This is a genomic window from Streptomyces sp. NPDC018026 (assembly GCF_044327745.1).
In the GTDB taxonomy this organism is placed as follows: Bacteria; Actinomycetota; Actinomycetes; order Streptomycetales; family Streptomycetaceae; genus Streptomyces; species Streptomyces rubrogriseus.
Genome location: NZ_JBIRFY010000006.1, coordinates 67176 through 84712 on the forward strand (window position 1 = coordinate 67176; position 17537 = coordinate 84712).

Consider the following 17537-nt stretch of genomic DNA (forward strand, 5'->3'; position numbering starts at 1 on the left):
CGGGCGACGGTCGATCGGCATATGCCACAGGCAGTTCGGGGCCGGAAACAGCCCCTGTGACCTGCGCGAACGGCTCGGCCGGAGACAAGCGACGGACTCCCTCGACAAGGCGCGCTTAATGGTGCGTTAAGGCTGCCATAAACCGCCCCATCGAGGGACCCGGATCAGACATCGCGTCAATTGCAAGAGGTACAACGCGACTTCGGATGAAACTTGTACTTCTTGCGGGGGTGTGCAGCGGTGGCCTTCAGAGGAACTTGGCCTTGCCGGGGCCCTCTTCCACGAAGCTGCGCATCCCGCGCTCGCGGTCCTCGGTGGCGAACAGACCCGCGAACCAGTTGCGCTCGACGGCGAGGCCGGTCTCGATGTCCGTCTCCAGACCCGTGTCGACCGCCTCCTTCGCCGCGCGCAGTGCGATGGCGGGGCCCTTGGCGAGCCGCGCGGCCCAGGCGTGCGCCTGTTCGTAGACCTCGGCGGCCGGGACCACCCGGTCCACCAGGCCTAGCGCCAGCGCCTCGTCGGCCTTCACCTGGCGGCCGGTGAAGATCAGATCCTTGGCCTTGGAGGGGCCGATCAGCCGGGACAGCCGCTGGGTGCCGCCCGCGCCGGGGATCAGGCCGAGCAGGATCTCGGGCTGGCCCAGCTTGGCGTTCTCCCCCGCGATGCGGAAGTCGGCGCACAGGGCGAGTTCGCAGCCGCCGCCCAGCGCGTAGCCGGTCACCGCCGCGACCACCGGCTTGGGGATGCGGGCCACCGCGGTGAAGGAGTCCTGCAGGGCACGGGACCGCGCGATCATCGCCGCGTGGTCCATCACCTGCATCTCCTTGATGTCCGCGCCCGCCGCGAACACCTTCTCGCCGCCGTGGATCACCACGGCGCGCACGTCCTCGCGCCGGGTGATCTCCTCGGCCAGCTCCTTCAACCGGTCCTGGGTGGCGACGTCCAGCGCGTTCATCGGCGGACGGTCCAGGCGCAGCGTTGCGACGCCTTCGGCGACTTCGAGATGTACGGTCATGCCCCGCAGGTTAGCGGGCGTTCACTGACCGCGGCAGCCGCCCCCTCAGGCCTTCCACTTCTCCCAGGACATGTTCCAGCCGTTGAGGCCGTTGTCGGGGGCGATGGTTGCGTCCTCGGAGTTCTTGACCACGACCACGTCGCCGATGATCGAGTTCTCGAAGAACCAGCGGGCCGGCGCGTCCTTGTCCCAGCCGCCGCGCACGTCGCGCAGACCGATGCAGCCGTGGCTGGAGTTGCGGTTGCCGAAGGCGTCGCCGCCCCAGTAGTTGCCGTGGATGAAGGTGCCGGAGGTGGACAGGCGCATGGCGTGCGGCACGTCCTTGATGTCGTACTCGCCGCCGTAGCCGACGGTCTCGCCGTTCATGCGGGTCACCGCGAGCCGCTCGGTGATGACCATCTGGCCGTTCCAGGTCTCGTAGCCGGGCGCGCCGGTGGTGACGGGGACGGTCTTGACGGTCTTGCCGTCCCGCACGACCTTCATCGTGTGCTTCTTGGCGTCCACGACGGAGACCTGGCTGCGTCCGACGGTGAAGGAGACGGTCTTGGCCTGCTTGCCGTAGACGTCGTCGCGGCCCTCGACGCCGTCGAGGTTGAGGTCGACGGTGACCTTGGTGCCGGCCTTCCAGTACTTCTCCGGCCGGAAGTCGAGGCGGTCGTTGCCGAACCAGTGGCCCTCGACCTCGACGGCCGGCTCGGTCTTGATGGTGATGGCCTTCTCGACGTCCTCCGGGTTGGTGATGCCCCGGGTGAAGCGGACCGAGAACGGCATGCCGACGCCGACCTTCGAGCCGTCCTCCGGCGTGAAGGTGCCGATGAAGGTGTTCTTCGGCGTCAGGGTGGTGAAGCGGGAGTCCTCGGCGGCCGTGCGGCCCGCGGAGTCCTTGGCGACCGCGTGCACGCTGTACGTGGTGGCGGCGGCCAGGTGGGTGGACGGCGTCCAGGTGGCGCCGTCCCCGGTTATCTTCCCGTCGACCTTCGTGCCCTTGCCGTCCTTGACGACGACCTCGGTGAGCCTGCCCTTGGCCGCGCCGACCTTCAGGGCGCCGCTGGTGTCGACGGCCTTCGCCCCGTTCTCGGGGGCGATGGTGACGACGGCCTCGGACTGCTCGCTCTGTGCCGCGGTGGCGTCCTTGGCCTTGTCCCCCTTGCCGTCCCCGGCCCCCGAGCCCGAGCCGCCCCCACCGCATGCGGTGACGGTCAGCATCAGCAGCCCGAGTACCGCCCCCGCTATCGGACGCACGTTCACCTTGTTCTCCCCTCGCCGGGCCTGGTCGGGCCCGCGCCCCAGTGCGCCCGCGCGCGCACCGGCGCATCGTAACCGCAGGCCAGGGCGTTGAGGGACAGGTGAATTGTCACCGTTCCGTACCGAGTTGGCGGCCGGGTGCCGAAGGGCGCGTCGGCGTCACTTCACCGCGCTGCCCGCCTTCCACTCCTTCCACTTCATGTTCCAGCCACCCAGCCCGTTGTCGGGGGCGACCGTCCTGTCCTTGCTGTGGACCACCTCCACGACGTCGCCGATGAGGCTGCGGTCGAAGAACCAGCCCGCCGGGGTGTCGGAACCGCCGCCCTTGTCGTCGCGCAGTCCGACGCAGCCGTGGCTGACGTTGGCCCGGCCGAAGGTGTCGACGGGCGCCCAGTAGTTGCCGTGCAGGAAGGTGCCCGAGCTGGTCAGCCGGATGGCGTGCGGGACGTCGGGGATGTCGTACTCGCCGCCGAAGCCGACCGTGCGGCTGTTCATGCGGGTGACCTCCAGCATCTCGGTGATCACCATCCGGCCGTTGTAGGTGGGCGTCGTCGGCGCGCCCGCGGTGATCGGCACGGTGGCCAGCAGCGTGCCGTCCCGGCGCACCTCCATGGTCCGCTCGACGGCGTCGACGCGGGAGACCTGGCTGCGGCCGACGGTGAAGGAGACCTTCTTGTGCTGGAGCCCGTAGACCCCCTCGGCGCCCTCGACGTCCCGCAGGTCCAGGTCGACGGTGACCTCGGTGCCGGGCTTCCAGTACGCCTTGGGGCGGAAGTCGAGGCGGTCCTTGCCGAACCAGTGCGGGCGGATCTCGGTGGCGGGCTCCGCGGTGACCGTGACGGCGCGTTCGACGGCGGCGCGGTCGGTGATCTCCCGGTTGAACTCCAGCGAAACGATCATGCCGGTGCCGACGACCGAGCGGTTCTCGGGGGCGACGTAGGCGATGAAGCGTTCCTCGGGAACCTGGGTGGTGAACGTGGTGTGCCGGGCCGAGCGGTGTCCGCCGCCGTCCAGGGCGACGGCGTCGACGGTGTACTTGGCGGCGAGGGCGAGCCGGCCGTCGTCGGGCCGCCAGGACAGGCCGTCCTCGGAGATCCGGCCGGGCACCGGGGTCTCCTGCGCGTCCTGCGACCGGACGACCCTGACCGACTCCAGACGCCCGTCGGGCACCCGCACCGACAGCTTCCCGTCCGGCCGGACGGCCTTGCTCCCGTCGTCCGGGGTGACCCGGATGGTGTCCTCGGCGGCGGGTTGCTTGCCGAACATCTCGCCGATGCCCGAGCCGATGCCGGAACCGATGCCGCCGCCGTCCGAGGTGCATCCGGCGGCCCCGGCCAGCAGTCCTGCCCATGTCAGTAGGGCGGCCAGAGCGGCGCCCGCGCGCCGTGCGCGCCCGTGTACGTGCCTCACATCCACCCGTAACGACCGGTCGGCCCCGGGGAAACGTGAGTGCGAGCCACCCGGTGGGCAGAACTGTGGGGAGGACGACGCGACGGGGAGCAGCGGCCGGGACGCCGCACGCCCTCCTGCCGGACGTCGTTCCACGAGCCGTGGGAGGCCGACAGGTGTCCAGCGCAGCCGAGCGGGAGGCGGTGCCCGGGGAGCGGGCCGCCGCGGACGGGCATCCCGCCGTCGTGGTCAATGGCGCGCGGCGCACCGCTCCGCCGCCCGCCGGGCCGGCCCGGCCGGGCACCCCGGTGCCGCTGGGCGCCCGCTTCCGGACCGGCCCGGACCAGGTGGCGGGGACCAACTTCGCGCTGTGGGCGGGCGGGGCGGAGGCGGTGGAGCTGTGCCTGTTCGACGGGCCGGGACCCGGCGCCGGGGAGAGCCGGGTGCGGCTGACCGAGCTGACGCACGAGATCTGGCACGGCTTCGTGCCGGGCGTCCGGCCCGGTCAGCGCTACGGCTACCGGGTGCACGGCCGCTGGGACCCGTGGACCGGCGCCCGCTGGAACCCGGCGAAGCTGCTGCTCGACCCGTACGCCCGTGCCGTGGACGGCGACTTCGGACTGCCGCCCGAGGTGTACGGCCATGTGCGGGACTGGCCGGAGCAGCGGGTCGCGGACACCGTGCGCGACGACCGCGACTCGGCGCCGCACGTCCCCAAGGGCGTCGTGGTCCATGACGACGACGACTGGTCGGACGACCGGCGGCCCAAGACGCCGTGGGCGGACTCGGTCATCTACGAGCTGCATGTGCGCGGCTTCACCAGGCTCCACCCGGACGTCCCGCCCGAGCTGCGCGGCACCTACGCGGGCCTCGCCCACCCGGCGGCGATCGCGCACCTGACACGGCTGGGCGTGACCGCGGTGGAGCTGCTGCCGGTGCACCAGTTCGCGCACGAGAGCCACCTGCTGGAGCGCGGCCTGCGCAACTACTGGGGCTACAACTCGGTCGGCTACTTCGCCCCGCACGCCGCCTACGCCGCCTCCGGCACCACCGGTGAGCAGGTCGGCGAGTTCAAGCGGATGGTGCGCGCGCTGCACGCGGCCGGCATCGAGGTGATCCTCGACGTGGTCTACAACCACACGGCGGAGGCGGGCGAGCTGGGCCCGACGCTCTCCCTGAAGGGCATCGACAACCGCGGCTACTACCGCCTCCGGCCCGACGCCCGCCGGTACGCCGACTACACCGGCTGCGGCAACACCCTGCACGTGGTCCAGCCGCACGTGCTGCGCCTGATCACCGACTCGCTGCGGTACTGGGTCACCGAGATGGGTGTGGACGGCTTCCGCTTCGACCTGGCGGCGGCGCTGGCCCGGTCGATGCACGACGTCGACATGCTCTCCCCGTTCCTCGCGGTGATCGCGCAGGACCCGGTGCTGCGGCGGGTCAAGCTGATCGCCGAGCCGTGGGACGTGGGCTCGGGCGGCTACCAGGTCGGCGCCTTCCCGCCGCTGTGGACCGAGTGGAACGACCGCTACCGGGACGCGGTCCGGGACTTCTGGCGGCACGCGCTGCCGGACGTCAGGGAGATGGGCTACCGCCTGTCTGGCTCCAGCGACCTGTACGCGTGGGGCGGGCGCAGGCCCTACGCCTCGGTCAACTTCGTCACCGCGCACGACGGCTTCACGCTGCGCGACCTGGTGTCGTACGAGCGCAAGCACAACGAGGCCAACGGCGAGGGCAACCGGGACGGCACCGACGACAACCGGTCCTGGAACTGCGGCACGGAGGGCGAGACGGACGACGCTCGGGTGCGCGCGCTGCGGCGCCGCCAGCTCCGCAACCTGCTGACCACGCTGCTGCTGTCGACCGGGGTGCCGATGCTGGTCGCGGGCGACGAGATGGGCCGCACCCAGCGCGGCAGCAACAACGCCTACTGCCAGGACAACGAGACGAGCTGGGTGGACTGGAGCCTGCGGGACGACCCGGAGTGGGCACCCCTGTTCGCGCTGGCCTCCCGGCTGATCGCCCTGCGCCACCGCCATCCGGTGCTGCGCCGCCGGGCCTTCTTCTCCGGCCGCGCGCACTCCGCGGACGGCCTGCGCGACCTGGCCTGGTTCACCGCGGGCGGCACGGAGATGACGGAGCGGGACTGGTACGCCCCGGCCGCCACCGTCGGCATGTACCTGTCCGGGCGGGACATCCCGGGCCGCGACGAGCACGGCGACCCGGTCGTCGACGACAGCTTCCTCGCCGTGCTGCACGCGGGCGGCGAGCCGGCCGGTTTCGTCCTGCCGGGCGCCCCGTGGGCGGAGCGGTACGAGGTGGTCGTCGACACCGGGCGGGAGGAGCAGGGCGAGGCACCGGGCGTCTTGCACCCGGCGGGGGTGGAGATCACGGTGCCGGCGCGGACGGTGCTGCTGCTGCGGGCGGGGTGAGGGCGCGGGCCCGGTCAGCCGAGGATGCCCCGGTCGTACGCCGTCGCGACGGCCGCCGCCCGGTCGTTGACGCCCAGCTTGGCGTAGAGGTGGGTGAGGTGGGTCTTCACGGTCGCCTCGCTGATGAACAGCTCCCGGGCGATCTCCTTGTTGGAGGTGCCGCGCGCCACCAGCGCGAGCACCTCGCGCTCGCGGGCGGAGAGGGGCTCGGCGCCGGGGGTCTTCGGGGCGCGGACGGCGGAGACCAGGCGGGAGGCGACCGCCGGGGACAGGACCGTGCGCCCCCGGGCCGCCGCGCGGACCGCGGTGAACAGGTCGTCGCGGGGCGCGTCCTTGAGGAGGTAGCCGGTCGCGCCGGCCTCGATCGCGGGCAGGGTGTCGGAGTCGGTGTCGTACGTGGTGAGCACGAGCACCCTCGCGCGGGCGCCGCGCCGCGTCAGCTCCCGGATGGCGTCCACGCCCGAACCGCCCGGCATCCGCAGGTCCATGAGGATCACGTCGGGGTCGAGCGCGGCGGCCCGTTCGAGCGCCTCGGCGCCGCCCGCCGCCTCGCCGAGGACGCGGAAGCCGGGCGCGGACTCGAACATGCCGCGCAGGCCGTCGCGGACCACGGGGTGGTCGTCGACGACGAGCAGGGAGATCACGGCGTCGTCGGTCACGGCCTCCTCGGTCACGGCGTCATCGGTCACGGCGTCATCGTTCACGGCGTCGTCGGCCCGCGCGGCGGCGGTCGCTTCGTCATCGGTCATGGCGTACCAACGGTACGCGAGCCGAGACGGCGGTGCCGTGCCCCGGCTCCGCCTCGACGGTGAGCGAACCGGCGATGCGCTCGGCGCGGGCCCGCATGCCGTCGAGACCGAAGCCGCCGCCGGGGGTGCGCTCCCGCGCGGTCAGCGGGTCGAAGCCCCGGCCGTCGTCGCGGATGTCGAGGGTGACCTCGTCGCCCATGTAGGAGAGGGTGACGCCCACCCGGTCGGCGGCCGCGTGCCGGGCCGTGTTGGACAGGGCCTCCTGGGCGATGCGCAGCAGCGTGGCGGCGACCTCGTCGTGCAGGTGCTCGGCGGTGCCGGTGACGGTGAACCGGGCCTGTACGCCGGTGCGTCCGCCCCACTCCGTCACCGTCTTCTTCAGTGCGTCCGGCAGTCCGTCGTCGGCCAGCGCGACCGGCGAGAGGTTGTGCACGGAGCGGCGGGCCTCGCCGAGGCTGTGCCGGGCCAGGGCGAGGGCCCGGTCCAGGTGCTCCCGGCCCAGTGCCGGGTCCGGGGCGGCCGCCACGACCTGGAGCTGGGCGATGATGCCGGTCAGGCCCTGGGCCAGGGTGTCGTGGATCTCGGCGGCCAGCCGTCTGCGCTCGTCGGCCACCCCGGCCTCCCGGGCCTGGACGAGGAGCTGGGCGTGGAGGGCGGCGTTCTCGTCGAGGGCCTGCTGGAGCGCGGTGTTGGTGCGCTCCAGCTCGGCGATGGTCCGGACCCGGGCGCGGCTGCGGGCCTCCTCCGTCTCGGCGAGGCGGGCGAACACCACGAGGAGTACGACGTTGACCGCGAGGATCGCGCCGAACAGCATCCACCCCGTGGTGTCGTCCGGCGGCATCCCGCCCGACTGCGAGCCCGCGATCGTCACCGCCGTCAGGAACAGTCCCGTCTTGAGCAGCCGGGGCGGCAGCAGCCGGTCCACCCCGAAGTACCCGGCGTAGGCGTAGAAGCCGAAGAGCGGATTGAGCCAGGCCAGCACGAAGGCGACGGCGCAGCGCACGAAGTAGAGGCACACGCTCACCGGGTTCGGCCCGGGGCGGGTGCGGGCCGTTCTCGTCCACCACAGCTGCGTGCCGACCGCGACCGCGATCAGGGCGGCCGCCAGGTACCACTGGGGCGCGGTCATGCCGACCAGGTCGGAGGCGGCCGCGGCGACGGCCGTGCCGACGGCGAGCAGGCCGTACGGCCCCCACCGGTGGAACGCCGTCCACTGGCGCTCGACGGCACCCGCTTCGGTCATCGGGCCAGTGTCGGCCATCGGCAGGTTCATTCCCAGCGGAACCAGCGCGAGGCCGCCGACGTGAGCAGCACCGTCCAGGCCGCCGGCACCGCCAGGTGGGACCAGTCCGGCCAGTCCCCCGCCGCCGCCTCGTTGAGTGCCTGCGCGGCCGCGCCGAACGGGGTCCAGCCCACGACCCGGGCCAGCAGGTCCGGCATGGCCTGCACCGGCAGCCACACACCCGCGCAGAACATCGCCGGGAAGAGCGCGGCCGACCCGATCGCACCGGCGATCTTCGTGGTGCGGGAGAGCGCCGAGAGCACGGCGCCCAGGGAGAGCGCGGCCACCACGGCGAGCAGCAGCGCCAGGAGGTAGCCCAGGGGCTGCCCGGGCAGGCCCACGTCGAAGGCGAGCCGTCCGACGGCGAGCGCCAGCAGCGCCGAGACCAGGGCGGCCGCGCCGCACACCACCATCTGGGCGGACAGCAGCGCCGCCGGGCGCACCGGGGTGGCGGACATCCGGCGCAGGATGCCCCGCTCCCGGTAGCCGGTGAGGACCTGCGGCATGCCCTGGAGGCCGCCGACGGTCAGCCCGAGCAGCACGGCCACCGGCACGTAGGCGTCGACCGGGCGCAGTCCGCCGAACGAGGGGTCGGCCTCGCGGAAGGACGGGATGGAACCGAGGATCACCAGCAGCAGGGTCGGGAACACCAGCATCCAGAACAGGGCGCCGGGTTCGCGGCGGAACAGGCGCAGCTCGGTCCTCAGTACGGCGGTGTCGAAGACGTCGGTGGTCATGCGGTGGCCTCCGTCAGGTCCAGGAAGGCGTCGTCCAGCGTGGTGTCGGTGACCCGGAGCTGGTGCGCGGTGACGCGGGTGCGGGAGAGCAGGGTGATGACGGCGTTGACCGTCTCGTCCGTGCCGGACAGGGTGACGCGGCCGTCCCTGAACTCGACGGAGGCGAGCTCCGGCAGCGCGCGCAGGTCGGCCTCGTCCAGCGGCGCGGACGGGGTGAAACTGATGACGGTGGCGCCGGTCGAGCGCCGGATCAGTCCGGCCGGGGTGTCCAGCGCGGCGACACGGCCCCGGTCGATCACCGCGATCCGGTCGCACAGCCGCTGCGCCTCCTCCATGAAGTGGGTGACCAGCAGGACGGTGACGCCGCCCGCGCGGATGTCCTCGATGAGCTGCCAGGCCTCCCGGCGGGCACGCGGATCGAGACCGGTGGTCAGCTCGTCCAGGACGACGACGCGCGGGCCGCCGACCAGGGCCAGCGCGATGAACAGGCGCTGCTTCTGGCCACCGGAGAGCTTGCCGAACCGGGTGTCCAGCATCGGGACGAGGTCGAGGCGCTCGGCGAGCGGGCGCCAGTCGGCGGGCTTCGGGTAGAAGGCGGCGTACAGCTCCAGGGCCTCGCGGACGGTGAGCTTGGGCTGGATCTCGCTCTGCTGGAGCTGGGCGCCGAGGACCTCGGCGACCCGCCGGTGGTCGGCGACGGGGTCGAGCCCGGTGACCCGCACCCGGCCGGCGTCGGGGACGCGCAGTCCCTCGACGCACTCGACGGTGGTGGTCTTGCCGGCGCCGTTGGGGCCGAGGACGCCGAAGATCTCGCCCTCCTCGACGGCGAAGGACACACCGTCGACGACGGGGCGGCCGCCGTAGGACTTGCGCAGGTCGGTGACTTCGATGACGGGCATGGCACCAGCGTCCCGGCGGGCGGGGGTCCGGCACATCGGCCGACGCGCTCGAAGGCGCATCAGCCGATCGGCCGATGCGCCGGTACGACCCCCGCGGGGCTCCCGTACGACCCCGGCGGGGCTTCCGTACGACCCCGGGCGGGCTCGAAAACTCGGTGGGCAGTGTCAGTGGCAAACCGTAGGCTCGCTGCTGATGCCCACGAAACCTGCCCCCGCCACGGATCTCGCCCCGGACGCCGCCCCGGACCCCGCGCCGGACGCTGCCGAGAAGCGTTCCACCGTACGTGCCCTGCTGCGGCTGTGGCCCTATGTGCGACCGGTGCGCGCGCGGTTGGGGACGGCCGCGGTGATAGCGATCCTCGCGTCCTGCGTGGGTCTGGTGATCCCGCTGGTCCTGAAGTGGATGGTGGACGGGCCGGTCGCCGACGGTGATCCGGCGGGCGTGTGGCTCGGGGCGCTGTACCTGCTCCTCCTCGGGCTGGCGGAGGCGCTGCTGTTCGGGCTGCGGCGCTGGCTGGTGGCCAGACCGCTGGCGGGCGTCGAGGCGGGCATGCGGGCGGATCTCTACCGGCATCTGCAGCGACTGCCGGTGGCCTTCCACGACCGCTGGGCCTCGGGGCAGTTGCTGTCGCGCGGGACGACCGATCTGATGCTGCTCCGCATGTTCCTCGCCTTCCCGCTGACGTTCCTGCTGGTCAACGGCGTGACGATCCTGGTCGGCGTGGGCATCATGCTGGTCCAGGACTGGACCCTCGGGCTGGTCATCCTCGGGCCCGCCATCCCGGTGATGATCACCTGCGGGATCTTCGAGAGGAAGTACTCCGCGGTGGCGCGGCGCGCGCAGGACCAGGTCGGGGATCTGACGACCGTGGTCGAGGAGAGCGTGCTCGGCATCCGGATCATCAAGGGCTTCGGCCGGCACCGCAGCCAGGCCCGCGCCTTCCACGAGCTGTCGCACACGCTGCGGGGCACGGAGCTGCGCAAGGCGCGGCTGCTGGCGGCCATCTGGGCGGTCATCGTGACGCTGCCCGAGGTGGCGATCGGGGCGGCGCTGGTGGTCGGCGCCGTCCAGGTGGCGGACGGGGCGCTGTCGGCGGGGACGCTGGTGGCGTTCCTGTCCACGGCGCTGGCGCTGCGGTGGCCGGTGGAGTCCATCGGCTTCCTGCTGGCGATGAGCCAGGAGGCGGCGACGGCCACGGACCGGTACTTCGAGGTGATGGACGCGGAGGTCGAGTCGGACCCAGCTGCGGGCAGTCGTGCCGCTGGGGCGGCACGGGTGGGCGCAGCGGCACCCCGCAACGCCGGGCCGCGCCCCCTCCCCGAGGCCAGCACCAACGCCGGTCGGCCTCAAGGCCTCCGGTTCGAGCACGTGCGGTTCCGTTATCCCGACGCCGCCCCCGACTCCCCGCCCCTCCTGACGGACGTCGACCTGCACATCCACCCCGGCGAGTCCATGGCCCTGGTCGGCGCCACCGGCAGCGGCAAGACGACGCTGACCGCGCTCGTCCCGCGCCTGCACGAGGTGACCGAGGGCCGGATCACGCTGGACGGCGAGGACATCACCGCCCTGTCCCGCGAGGAGCTGCGCTCGATGGTCGCCGTGGCCTTCGAGGAGCCCACCCTCTTCTCGGCCACCGTCGGTGAGAACGTGCTGATGGGTGCGGGTGAGGGCGCCGACGACGAGGCGCTGGACCGCGCGCTCGCCGTCGCGCAGGCCGACTTCGCGCACGCGCTCCCCCAGGGCACCGGCACCCAGGTCGGTGAGCAGGGCCTCAGCCTCTCCGGCGGCCAGCGTCAGCGCCTCGCGCTCGCGCGGGCCGTGGTGGGCAGGCCGAGGTTCCTCGTCCTGGACGACCCGCTGTCCGCGCTGGACGTGCACACGGAGGCCGCCGTGGAGGCCGCCCTGCGGCAGGTCCTCGCCGACACCACCGCGCTGATCGTGGCCCACCGCCCCTCCACCGTCCTGCTCGCCGACCGCGTCGCCCTGCTCTCCGAGGGCCGCATCACCGCCGTCGGCACCCATCACGAACTGCTGCGCACCAGCCCCGAGTACGCCCATCTGATGTCCGGACTCGACGGGCACGAGACCGACGAGGCACCCCAGGAAGGAAACGGCCGATGACCGCGCCCACGGCCACCGCGCCGGGCAGGGAACAGCCCCAGGACCCGGAGCACGGGGGCCCCGTCGAGGCGGGGACCCGCACCTCCGCCGCCGACGACGACTCGTTCGACCGGGACGTCCTGCCCAGCCCGCCCGGCGCGACCGGCGCCCTGCTGCGCTCCCTGCTGGTGCCCATGAAGGCCCGGGTCGCCCTCACCGTCCTCCTCCTGCTGCTCCAGCAGGCGGCCGTGCAGGCGGGCCCGCTGCTGGTGGCGTACGCCATCGACCACGCTGTGCCGGCCCTGCGGGACGACGACCACGGCCCGCTGATCGCGGTGGGCGCCGGCTACCTGCTGTGCTCGCTGGCGGCGGGCGGACTCCAGTACGCCTTCGTCGCGGCGGCGGCCCGCGTCAGCCAGGACGTGCTGCTCGACCTGCGCGGGCGCATCTTCCGGCACGCACAGGCGCTGAGCGTCGACTTCCACGAGCGCTACACCTCGGGCCGCCTCATCTCGCGCTCCACCACGGACGTGGAGTCCCTGCGCGAGCTGCTCGACGAGGGGCTCCAGGAGCTGGTGACGGTCATCCTGTCCTTCGTCTACATCGCCGCACTGCTGCTCTGGCTGGACCTCGGTCTCGGCGCCGTGGCGGTGGCGTCGTTCGTGCCGCTGTACGCGCTGGTGCGGCTCTACCAGCGGCGCGCGGGGCGGGTGTACCGGCAGCGGTCCACGGCGATCGCGGCGGTGATCGTGAAGTTCGTGGAGACGATGAACGGCATCCGGCCGGTGCGCGCCTTCCGCCGCGAGGCCGCCAACGACGCCGACTTCGCGGTGCTGAACCACCGCCACGAGCGGACCAACGGCGATGCGCTGCTGGAGATGGCCCGTTACGTGGTGGGTTCCCGCCTGGTGGCGAACACGGCCGTCGCGGGGATCGTGCTGTGGGGCGCCTACCGGGTCGCGGACGGCACGCTGGCGCTCGGTGTGCTGGCCGCGGCGGTGCTGTACCTGCGCCGCCTGTACGACCCGATCGACCGGCTGGGCATGTTCCTGAACTCGTACCAGTCGGCGGCCGCCTCGCTGGAGAAGATCGCCGGGCTGCTGGCCCAGACCCCGTCGGTGCCGGAGCCGGCCGCGCCGAAGGAGCTGCCGCCGCTGGAGTCGGAGCACCCCGGCCGCGAGGTCGTCTTCGACGCGGTGAGCTTCGGCTACCGCACCGGCGGCGAGGTGCTGCCGCGCTTCGAGCTGACGCTCCCGGCCGGTCAGACGGTCGCCGTCGTGGGCTCCACCGGCGCGGGCAAGTCGACGCTGGCCAAGCTGCTCGCCCGGTTCTACGACCCCTCCGCCGGGCGGGTCCTGCTGGACGGCACCGACCTGCGCGAGCTGGCCGTGCCCGAGCTGCGGCGCGGGGTGGTGATGGTGACGCAGGAGGCGTTCCTGTTCTCCGGCACGGTCGCCGACAACATCGCCATCGGCCGTCCCGAGGCGACGCGGGAGGAGATCGAGCGGGCGGCGAAGGCGATCGGCGCCCACGACTTCGTCGCCGCGCTGCCGGACGGCTACGACACCGACGTACGCAAGCGGGGCGGCCGTATCTCCGCCGGTCAGCGGCAGCTCGTGGCGTTCGCGCGGGCGCTGCTCGCGGACCCGGCTGTGCTGATCCTGGACGAGGCGACCAGTTCGCTGGACATCCCCGGGGAGCAGGCGGTGCAGCGGGCGATGACGACGGTGCTGAAGGGCCGCACGGCGGTCGTGATCGCGCACCGGCTCTCCACGGTGGAGATCGCCGACCGGGTGCTGGTGATGGAGCACGGCCGGATCGTCGAGGACGGCGCCCCGGACGAACTGATCGCCGGTACGGGCCGGTTCGCGGATCTGCACCGGGCGTGGCGGGACAGTCTGGCGTGAGGATCGACGCGTACGAGGACCCCGGTACTCCGGACCGCCGGGGCGGCTGGCGGTACCTGGCGTGGCTGGTGCGGCGGCAGTGGCCCCGGTGCCTGGCGGGGGCGGTGCTCGCCAGTGTCTGGATGGTGCTGCTGGCGGCGACGCCGTATCTGATGGCCCGGGCCGTCGACCACGGTCTGGAGCCCGGGGACATGGGCGCGCTGGCGGGCTGGACGGGCGCCATGGTCGCCGTCGGCGGGGTCAACGCGTGGCTGGGCATGATGCGGCACCGCACGATGACGAAGGTGCGGATGGACGCCAACTTCCGCACGGTCAAGGTGGTCGTCGGGCACGCCACGCGGCTCGGCGCGGCGCTGCGCGGGCAGGTGGGTACCGGCGAGGTCGTCACCATCGGGGTCGGCGACGTGCAGACCATCAGCACCTCCCTGACGGCCGTGGGGCCGGGCGTCGGCGCGGTCGTCGCCTACGCGGCGGTCGGCGGGCTGATGCTGTCCGTGTCGACCCGGCTCGCGCTGGTGGTGCTGATCGGGGTCCCGGTGCTCGGGGTGCTCCTCGGTCCGCTCATGGGACGGCTGCAGGGCAGGGAGGCGGAGTACCGGGAGCGGCAGTCCGTCCTGACCGCGCGGATCGGCGACCTCGCGGGCGGGCTGCGGGTGCTGAACGGGCTGGGCGGCAAGGGCCTGGTCGCGGACGCCTTCCGGCGGGACTCGGGCCGGCTGCGCGAGCAGGGGTACCGGGTCGGGGCGGTGACCAGCTGGATCCAGGCCCTCGGGGTGGGGCTGCCGATGCTGTTCCTGGCCCTGGTGACCTGGCTGGGCGCCCGGCAGGCCGCGCAGGGTCACATCAGTGTGGGCGAACTGGTGTCGGTGTACGGCTACGTCGTCGCGCTGGGCTGGCCGGTGGCGTTCCTGATCGAGATGGGCCACCAGCTCAGCCGCGGCGTGGTGGCCGCCCGCCGCGTCGTCGCCTTCCTGCGCCTGGAACCGGCCCCGGACGACGGCACCCGGGACGCCCCCGCGGAACCGTCGGTACTCCACGACCCGGCCTCGGGCGTCCGGATCACCCCCGGCCGTCTGACCGCCCTGGTCACGCCCCGCCCGTCCGACGCCACCGACATCCTGGACCGCCTGGCCCGCTACACCCCGTCGGACGCGACCTGGGGAGACATCCCCCTGGCGGACATCTCCCTCCCCCAAATCCGCACCCGCCTCCTGCTCGCCGACCCGGAAGCCGACCTCTTCGCAGGCACCCTGCACGACGTAATAGGCGTTGCAGAAGCCAACCTCAGGGGCGCGGGCACCCTGAGCGCTGTGATCGGCGATGAGGAAACGCCCCTCAGGGGCGCGGGGAACTGCGCGACAAGCCACGAGGCACCCGCAGCCGCGAAACCACCGCCTGGGGCAGACGAGACAGCGAAACTCACCGCGGCCATCCGCACCGCCGCCGCCGAAGACATCATCCGCGCCCTCCCAGACGGACTGAGAACCCAGATCGCGGCCCAGGCCCGCGACCTGTCCGGCGGACAACGCCAACGCATCCGCCTCACCCGCGCCCTCCTGACCGACCCCGAAGTCCTCCTCGCCGCGGAACCCACCTCCGCCCTGGACGCCCACACGGAAGCCACCGTGGCCGACCGCCTCAAGCAGGCCCGCCGAGGCCGCACCACCGTCCTCGCCGCCACCTCGCCCCTGCTCCTCGCCCGCGCGGACGTCGTGCACCACCTGGTCGACGGCAAGGTCACGGCCACCGGCACGCACCGCGAACTCCTGGACTCCGAACCCGCGTACCGCGCCCTGGTCGCGCGGGACGACGAGGACACCGAGGTCGCCGAGGAAGGGGCACCGGCCCGATGACACAGCTGCCCGTCGCCGAGCGCGCCGACGTCCGCCGCGCGGCGGCCGGTCTCGTGCGATCCGACCGGAGGTCCTTCGCGGTCGTCCTGGGTCTCAACGCGCTGGCCGCGCTGGCCGGCCTGGCGGGTCCGTGGCTGCTGGGCCGGATCGTCGACGAGGTGCGGGGCGGGGGCGGGGTCGGCGCCGTGGACCGGATGGCCCTCGCCATCCTGTTGTGCTCGCTGGCGCAGTTGCTGCTGGCCCGCTGGGCGCGGTACGTGGGGCACCGGTTCGGGGAGCGGACGCTCGCCCGGGTGCGGGAGCGGTACGTGGAGCGGGCGCTGGCGCTGCCCGCGTCGGTCGTGGAGCGGGCGGGGTCCGGGGACCTGACGACGCGCGGCACCGCGGACGTGACCGCCGTCGGCACGACGCTGCGCGACGCCGGTCCCGAGCTGCTGGTCAACGCGGTGCAGGCGCTGTTCCTCACCGCAGCGGTGTTCGTGCTCGACCCGCTGCTCGGCCTGGCCGGGGTGCTGGGGCTGACGCCGGCCTGGCTCGCGCTGCGCTGGTACCTGCGCCGGGCGCGGGCCGCCTACCTCGCCGAGGGCGCGGCCAACTCGGACGTCGCGGAGAGCCTGGCGGCCACGGTGGCGGGGGCCCGCACCGTCGAGGCGTTCGGGCTGGCCGGGCGGCGCGTGGCGACGAACCGCGGGGCGCTGGAGGTCTCGCTGCGCACCCGGTTGCGGACGCTGTTCCTGCGCAGTGTGTTCTTCCCGGCGGTGGACATCTCCTACGTCCTGCCCGTGGCGGGCGTGCTGCTGCTCGGCGGGGTCCTGCACGCGCACGGGTCGGCGAGCCTCGGGGCGGTGGTGTCCTGCGCCGTGTATCTCCAGCAGCTGGCGGGGCCGCTCGACGAGGTGCTGATGCGGGTCGAGCAGCTGCAGGCCGGTGCCGCCTCGTTCGCCCGGGTTGAGGGGCTGGCACGGGCCCCGCGGGCGACGGCGGACGAGTCGGCGGTTCCGGACGGCGACCGTATCGACGTGTCCGGGGTGCGCTACGCCTACGACCGGGGCGGGGAGGTGCTGCGCGGGGTGGACCTCACCGTGCGGCCGGGTGAGCGGCTGGCGGTCGTCGGGCCGTCGGGGGCGGGCAAGACGACGCTGAGCCGGCTCCTCGCGGGCGTCGACGCGCCGACGGAGGGTTCGGTGACGGTGGGCGGGGTGCCGGTGGTCGCCCTGGGTCCGGAGCGGCTGCGCCGTCAGGTGGTGCTGGTCACCCAGGAGCACCATGTGTTCCTGGGGACGGTCCGCGACAATCTCCTGATCGCCGAGCCGACGGCCGCGGACGAGGAGTTGTGGGCCGCGCTGGCCGCGGTGGGTGCCGAGGCCTGGGTGCGGGAGCTGCCCGGGGGCCTCGGCGCCGAGCTGGGCGCGAAGGGACACTCGACGGACGGCTCGCAGGCCCAGCAACTCGCCCTGGCCCGGGTGGCGCTGGCCGACCCGCACACCCTGATCCTGGACGAGGCCACGGCCCTGCTGGACCCGACGACGGCCCGGCACACGGAGCGGGCGCTGGCGGCCGTGCTGAAGGGCCGTACGGTCATCGCCATCGCGCACCGCCTGCACACCGCGCACGACGCGGACCGGGTGGCGGTGATGGAGGACGGCCTGCTGACCGAGCTGGGCACGCACGACGAGCTGGTGGCGGCGGGCGGGGCGTACGCGGCCCTGTGGGGCTCCTGGCACGGGGAGCCGTCCGCCGGTTACTGACTGACCGGACAGTAACCGGACCCGGACGGCAACGATTCCGTTTATCGAACGTGAACGCCCGGTCAACGAACCATTTCCAGCCAACTTGCTGACGCGCTCCTGACAAGTAGCGCTTTCTCCTGCCACTCTTCCGTCGGCCCCTTCACAGTGCCCCCACAGCTTCCCCACGAGCGCTGT

General features: G+C 73.2%; 12 protein-coding genes. 5 read left to right on the forward strand and 7 right to left on the reverse strand.

The annotated features are described in order from the left end of the window. Positions 1 to 247: 247 nt before the first annotated feature. The 3 genes from ACH4D3_RS20035 to ACH4D3_RS20045 form a co-directional block, all read right to left on the reverse strand. Positions 248 to 1015 (reverse strand): enoyl-CoA hydratase/isomerase family protein, encoded by a 768-nt coding sequence (locus ACH4D3_RS20035; RefSeq protein WP_398323720.1) that lies wholly within the window; start codon positions 1013 to 1015, stop codon positions 248 to 250. 45 nt (positions 1016 to 1060) lie between these two features. Continuing rightward, positions 1061 to 2263 (reverse strand): Ig-like domain-containing protein, encoded by a 1203-nt coding sequence (locus tag ACH4D3_RS20040; RefSeq protein WP_398323721.1) that lies wholly within the window; start codon positions 2261 to 2263, stop codon positions 1061 to 1063. Between the two features lie 156 nt (positions 2264 to 2419). Continuing rightward, complete coding sequence (locus tag ACH4D3_RS20045; protein WP_398323723.1) at positions 2420 to 3670, reverse strand: Ig-like domain-containing protein; 1251 nt, start codon at positions 3668 to 3670, stop codon at positions 2420 to 2422. A 155-nt stretch (positions 3671 to 3825) separates the two neighbouring features. Between ACH4D3_RS20045 and glgX the strand changes: the two genes are divergently transcribed. After that, positions 3826 to 6084 (forward strand): glycogen debranching protein GlgX, encoded by a 2259-nt coding sequence (glgX, locus tag ACH4D3_RS20050; protein ID WP_398323725.1) that lies wholly within the window; start codon positions 3826 to 3828, stop codon positions 6082 to 6084. Between the two features lie 14 nt (positions 6085 to 6098). Here glgX and ACH4D3_RS20055 read toward each other — a convergent pair whose 3' ends face one another. The 4 genes from ACH4D3_RS20055 to ACH4D3_RS20070 all read right to left on the reverse strand — a co-directional run bounded on the left by ACH4D3_RS20055 (position 6099) and on the right by ACH4D3_RS20070 (position 9751). Next, positions 6099 to 6743 carry a response regulator gene (locus ACH4D3_RS20055; protein ID WP_398324355.1) on the reverse strand — a complete coding sequence of 215 codons (645 nt, stop codon included), beginning with the start codon at positions 6741 to 6743 and terminating at the stop codon, positions 6099 to 6101. Between the two features lie 79 nt (positions 6744 to 6822). Continuing rightward, on the reverse strand, positions 6823 to 8076 hold the full coding sequence (locus ACH4D3_RS20060; protein ID WP_398323727.1) for a sensor histidine kinase: 1254 nt from the start codon (positions 8074 to 8076) through the stop codon (positions 6823 to 6825). A gap of 26 nt (positions 8077 to 8102) precedes the next feature. After that, a complete protein-coding gene (locus ACH4D3_RS20065) occupies positions 8103 to 8852 on the reverse strand; it encodes an ABC transporter permease (protein WP_398323729.1) in 750 nt (249 codons plus the stop codon). Continuing rightward, complete coding sequence (locus ACH4D3_RS20070; protein ID WP_398323731.1) at positions 8849 to 9751, reverse strand: ABC transporter ATP-binding protein; 903 nt, start codon at positions 9749 to 9751, stop codon at positions 8849 to 8851. Before ACH4D3_RS20070 ends, ACH4D3_RS20065 begins: the two co-directional genes overlap by 4 nt. A 193-nt stretch (positions 9752 to 9944) precedes the next feature. Between ACH4D3_RS20070 and ACH4D3_RS20075 the strand changes: the two genes are divergently transcribed. Genes ACH4D3_RS20075 through ACH4D3_RS20090 form a run of 4 tightly spaced genes read left to right on the forward strand, consistent with a single transcriptional unit; the run spans position 9945 to position 17360 of the window. Then, complete coding sequence (locus ACH4D3_RS20075; protein ID WP_398323733.1) at positions 9945 to 11873, forward strand: ABC transporter ATP-binding protein; 1929 nt, start codon at positions 9945 to 9947, stop codon at positions 11871 to 11873. After that, complete coding sequence (locus ACH4D3_RS20080; RefSeq protein ID WP_398323735.1) at positions 11870 to 13759, forward strand: ABC transporter ATP-binding protein; 1890 nt, start codon at positions 11870 to 11872, stop codon at positions 13757 to 13759. Before ACH4D3_RS20075 ends, ACH4D3_RS20080 begins: the two co-directional genes overlap by 4 nt. Beyond that, positions 13756 to 15612, forward strand: coding sequence for an ABC transporter ATP-binding protein (locus tag ACH4D3_RS20085; RefSeq protein ID WP_398323737.1), 1857 nt, complete (start codon positions 13756 to 13758; stop codon positions 15610 to 15612). Before ACH4D3_RS20080 ends, ACH4D3_RS20085 begins: the two co-directional genes overlap by 4 nt. Continuing rightward, complete coding sequence (locus tag ACH4D3_RS20090) at positions 15609 to 17360, forward strand: ABC transporter ATP-binding protein (RefSeq protein ID WP_398323739.1); 1752 nt, start codon at positions 15609 to 15611, stop codon at positions 17358 to 17360. Before ACH4D3_RS20085 ends, ACH4D3_RS20090 begins: the two co-directional genes overlap by 4 nt. Positions 17361 to 17537: the final 177 nt, after the last annotated feature.

What these genes read in the sequence shown, in the direction of transcription:
- ACH4D3_RS20070 (WP_398323731.1), bottom strand. Translation starts at nt 9,751, where the DNA reads ATGCCCGTCATCGAAGTCACCGACCTGCGCAAGTCCTACGGCGGCCGC.
- ACH4D3_RS20090 (WP_398323739.1), top strand. Translation starts at nt 15,609, where the DNA reads ATGACACAGCTGCCCGTCGCCGAGCGCGCCGACGTCCGCCGCGCGGCG.
- ACH4D3_RS20080 (WP_398323735.1), top strand. Translation starts at nt 11,870, where the DNA reads ATGACCGCGCCCACGGCCACCGCGCCGGGCAGGGAACAGCCCCAGGAC.
- ACH4D3_RS20035 (WP_398323720.1), bottom strand. Translation starts at nt 1,015, where the DNA reads ATGACCGTACATCTCGAAGTCGCCGAAGGCGTCGCAACGCTGCGCCTG.
- ACH4D3_RS20060 (WP_398323727.1), bottom strand. Translation starts at nt 8,076, where the DNA reads ATGACCGAAGCGGGTGCCGTCGAGCGCCAGTGGACGGCGTTCCACCGG.
- ACH4D3_RS20065 (WP_398323729.1), bottom strand. Translation starts at nt 8,852, where the DNA reads ATGACCACCGACGTCTTCGACACCGCCGTACTGAGGACCGAGCTGCGC.
- ACH4D3_RS20075 (WP_398323733.1), top strand. Translation starts at nt 9,945, where the DNA reads ATGCCCACGAAACCTGCCCCCGCCACGGATCTCGCCCCGGACGCCGCC.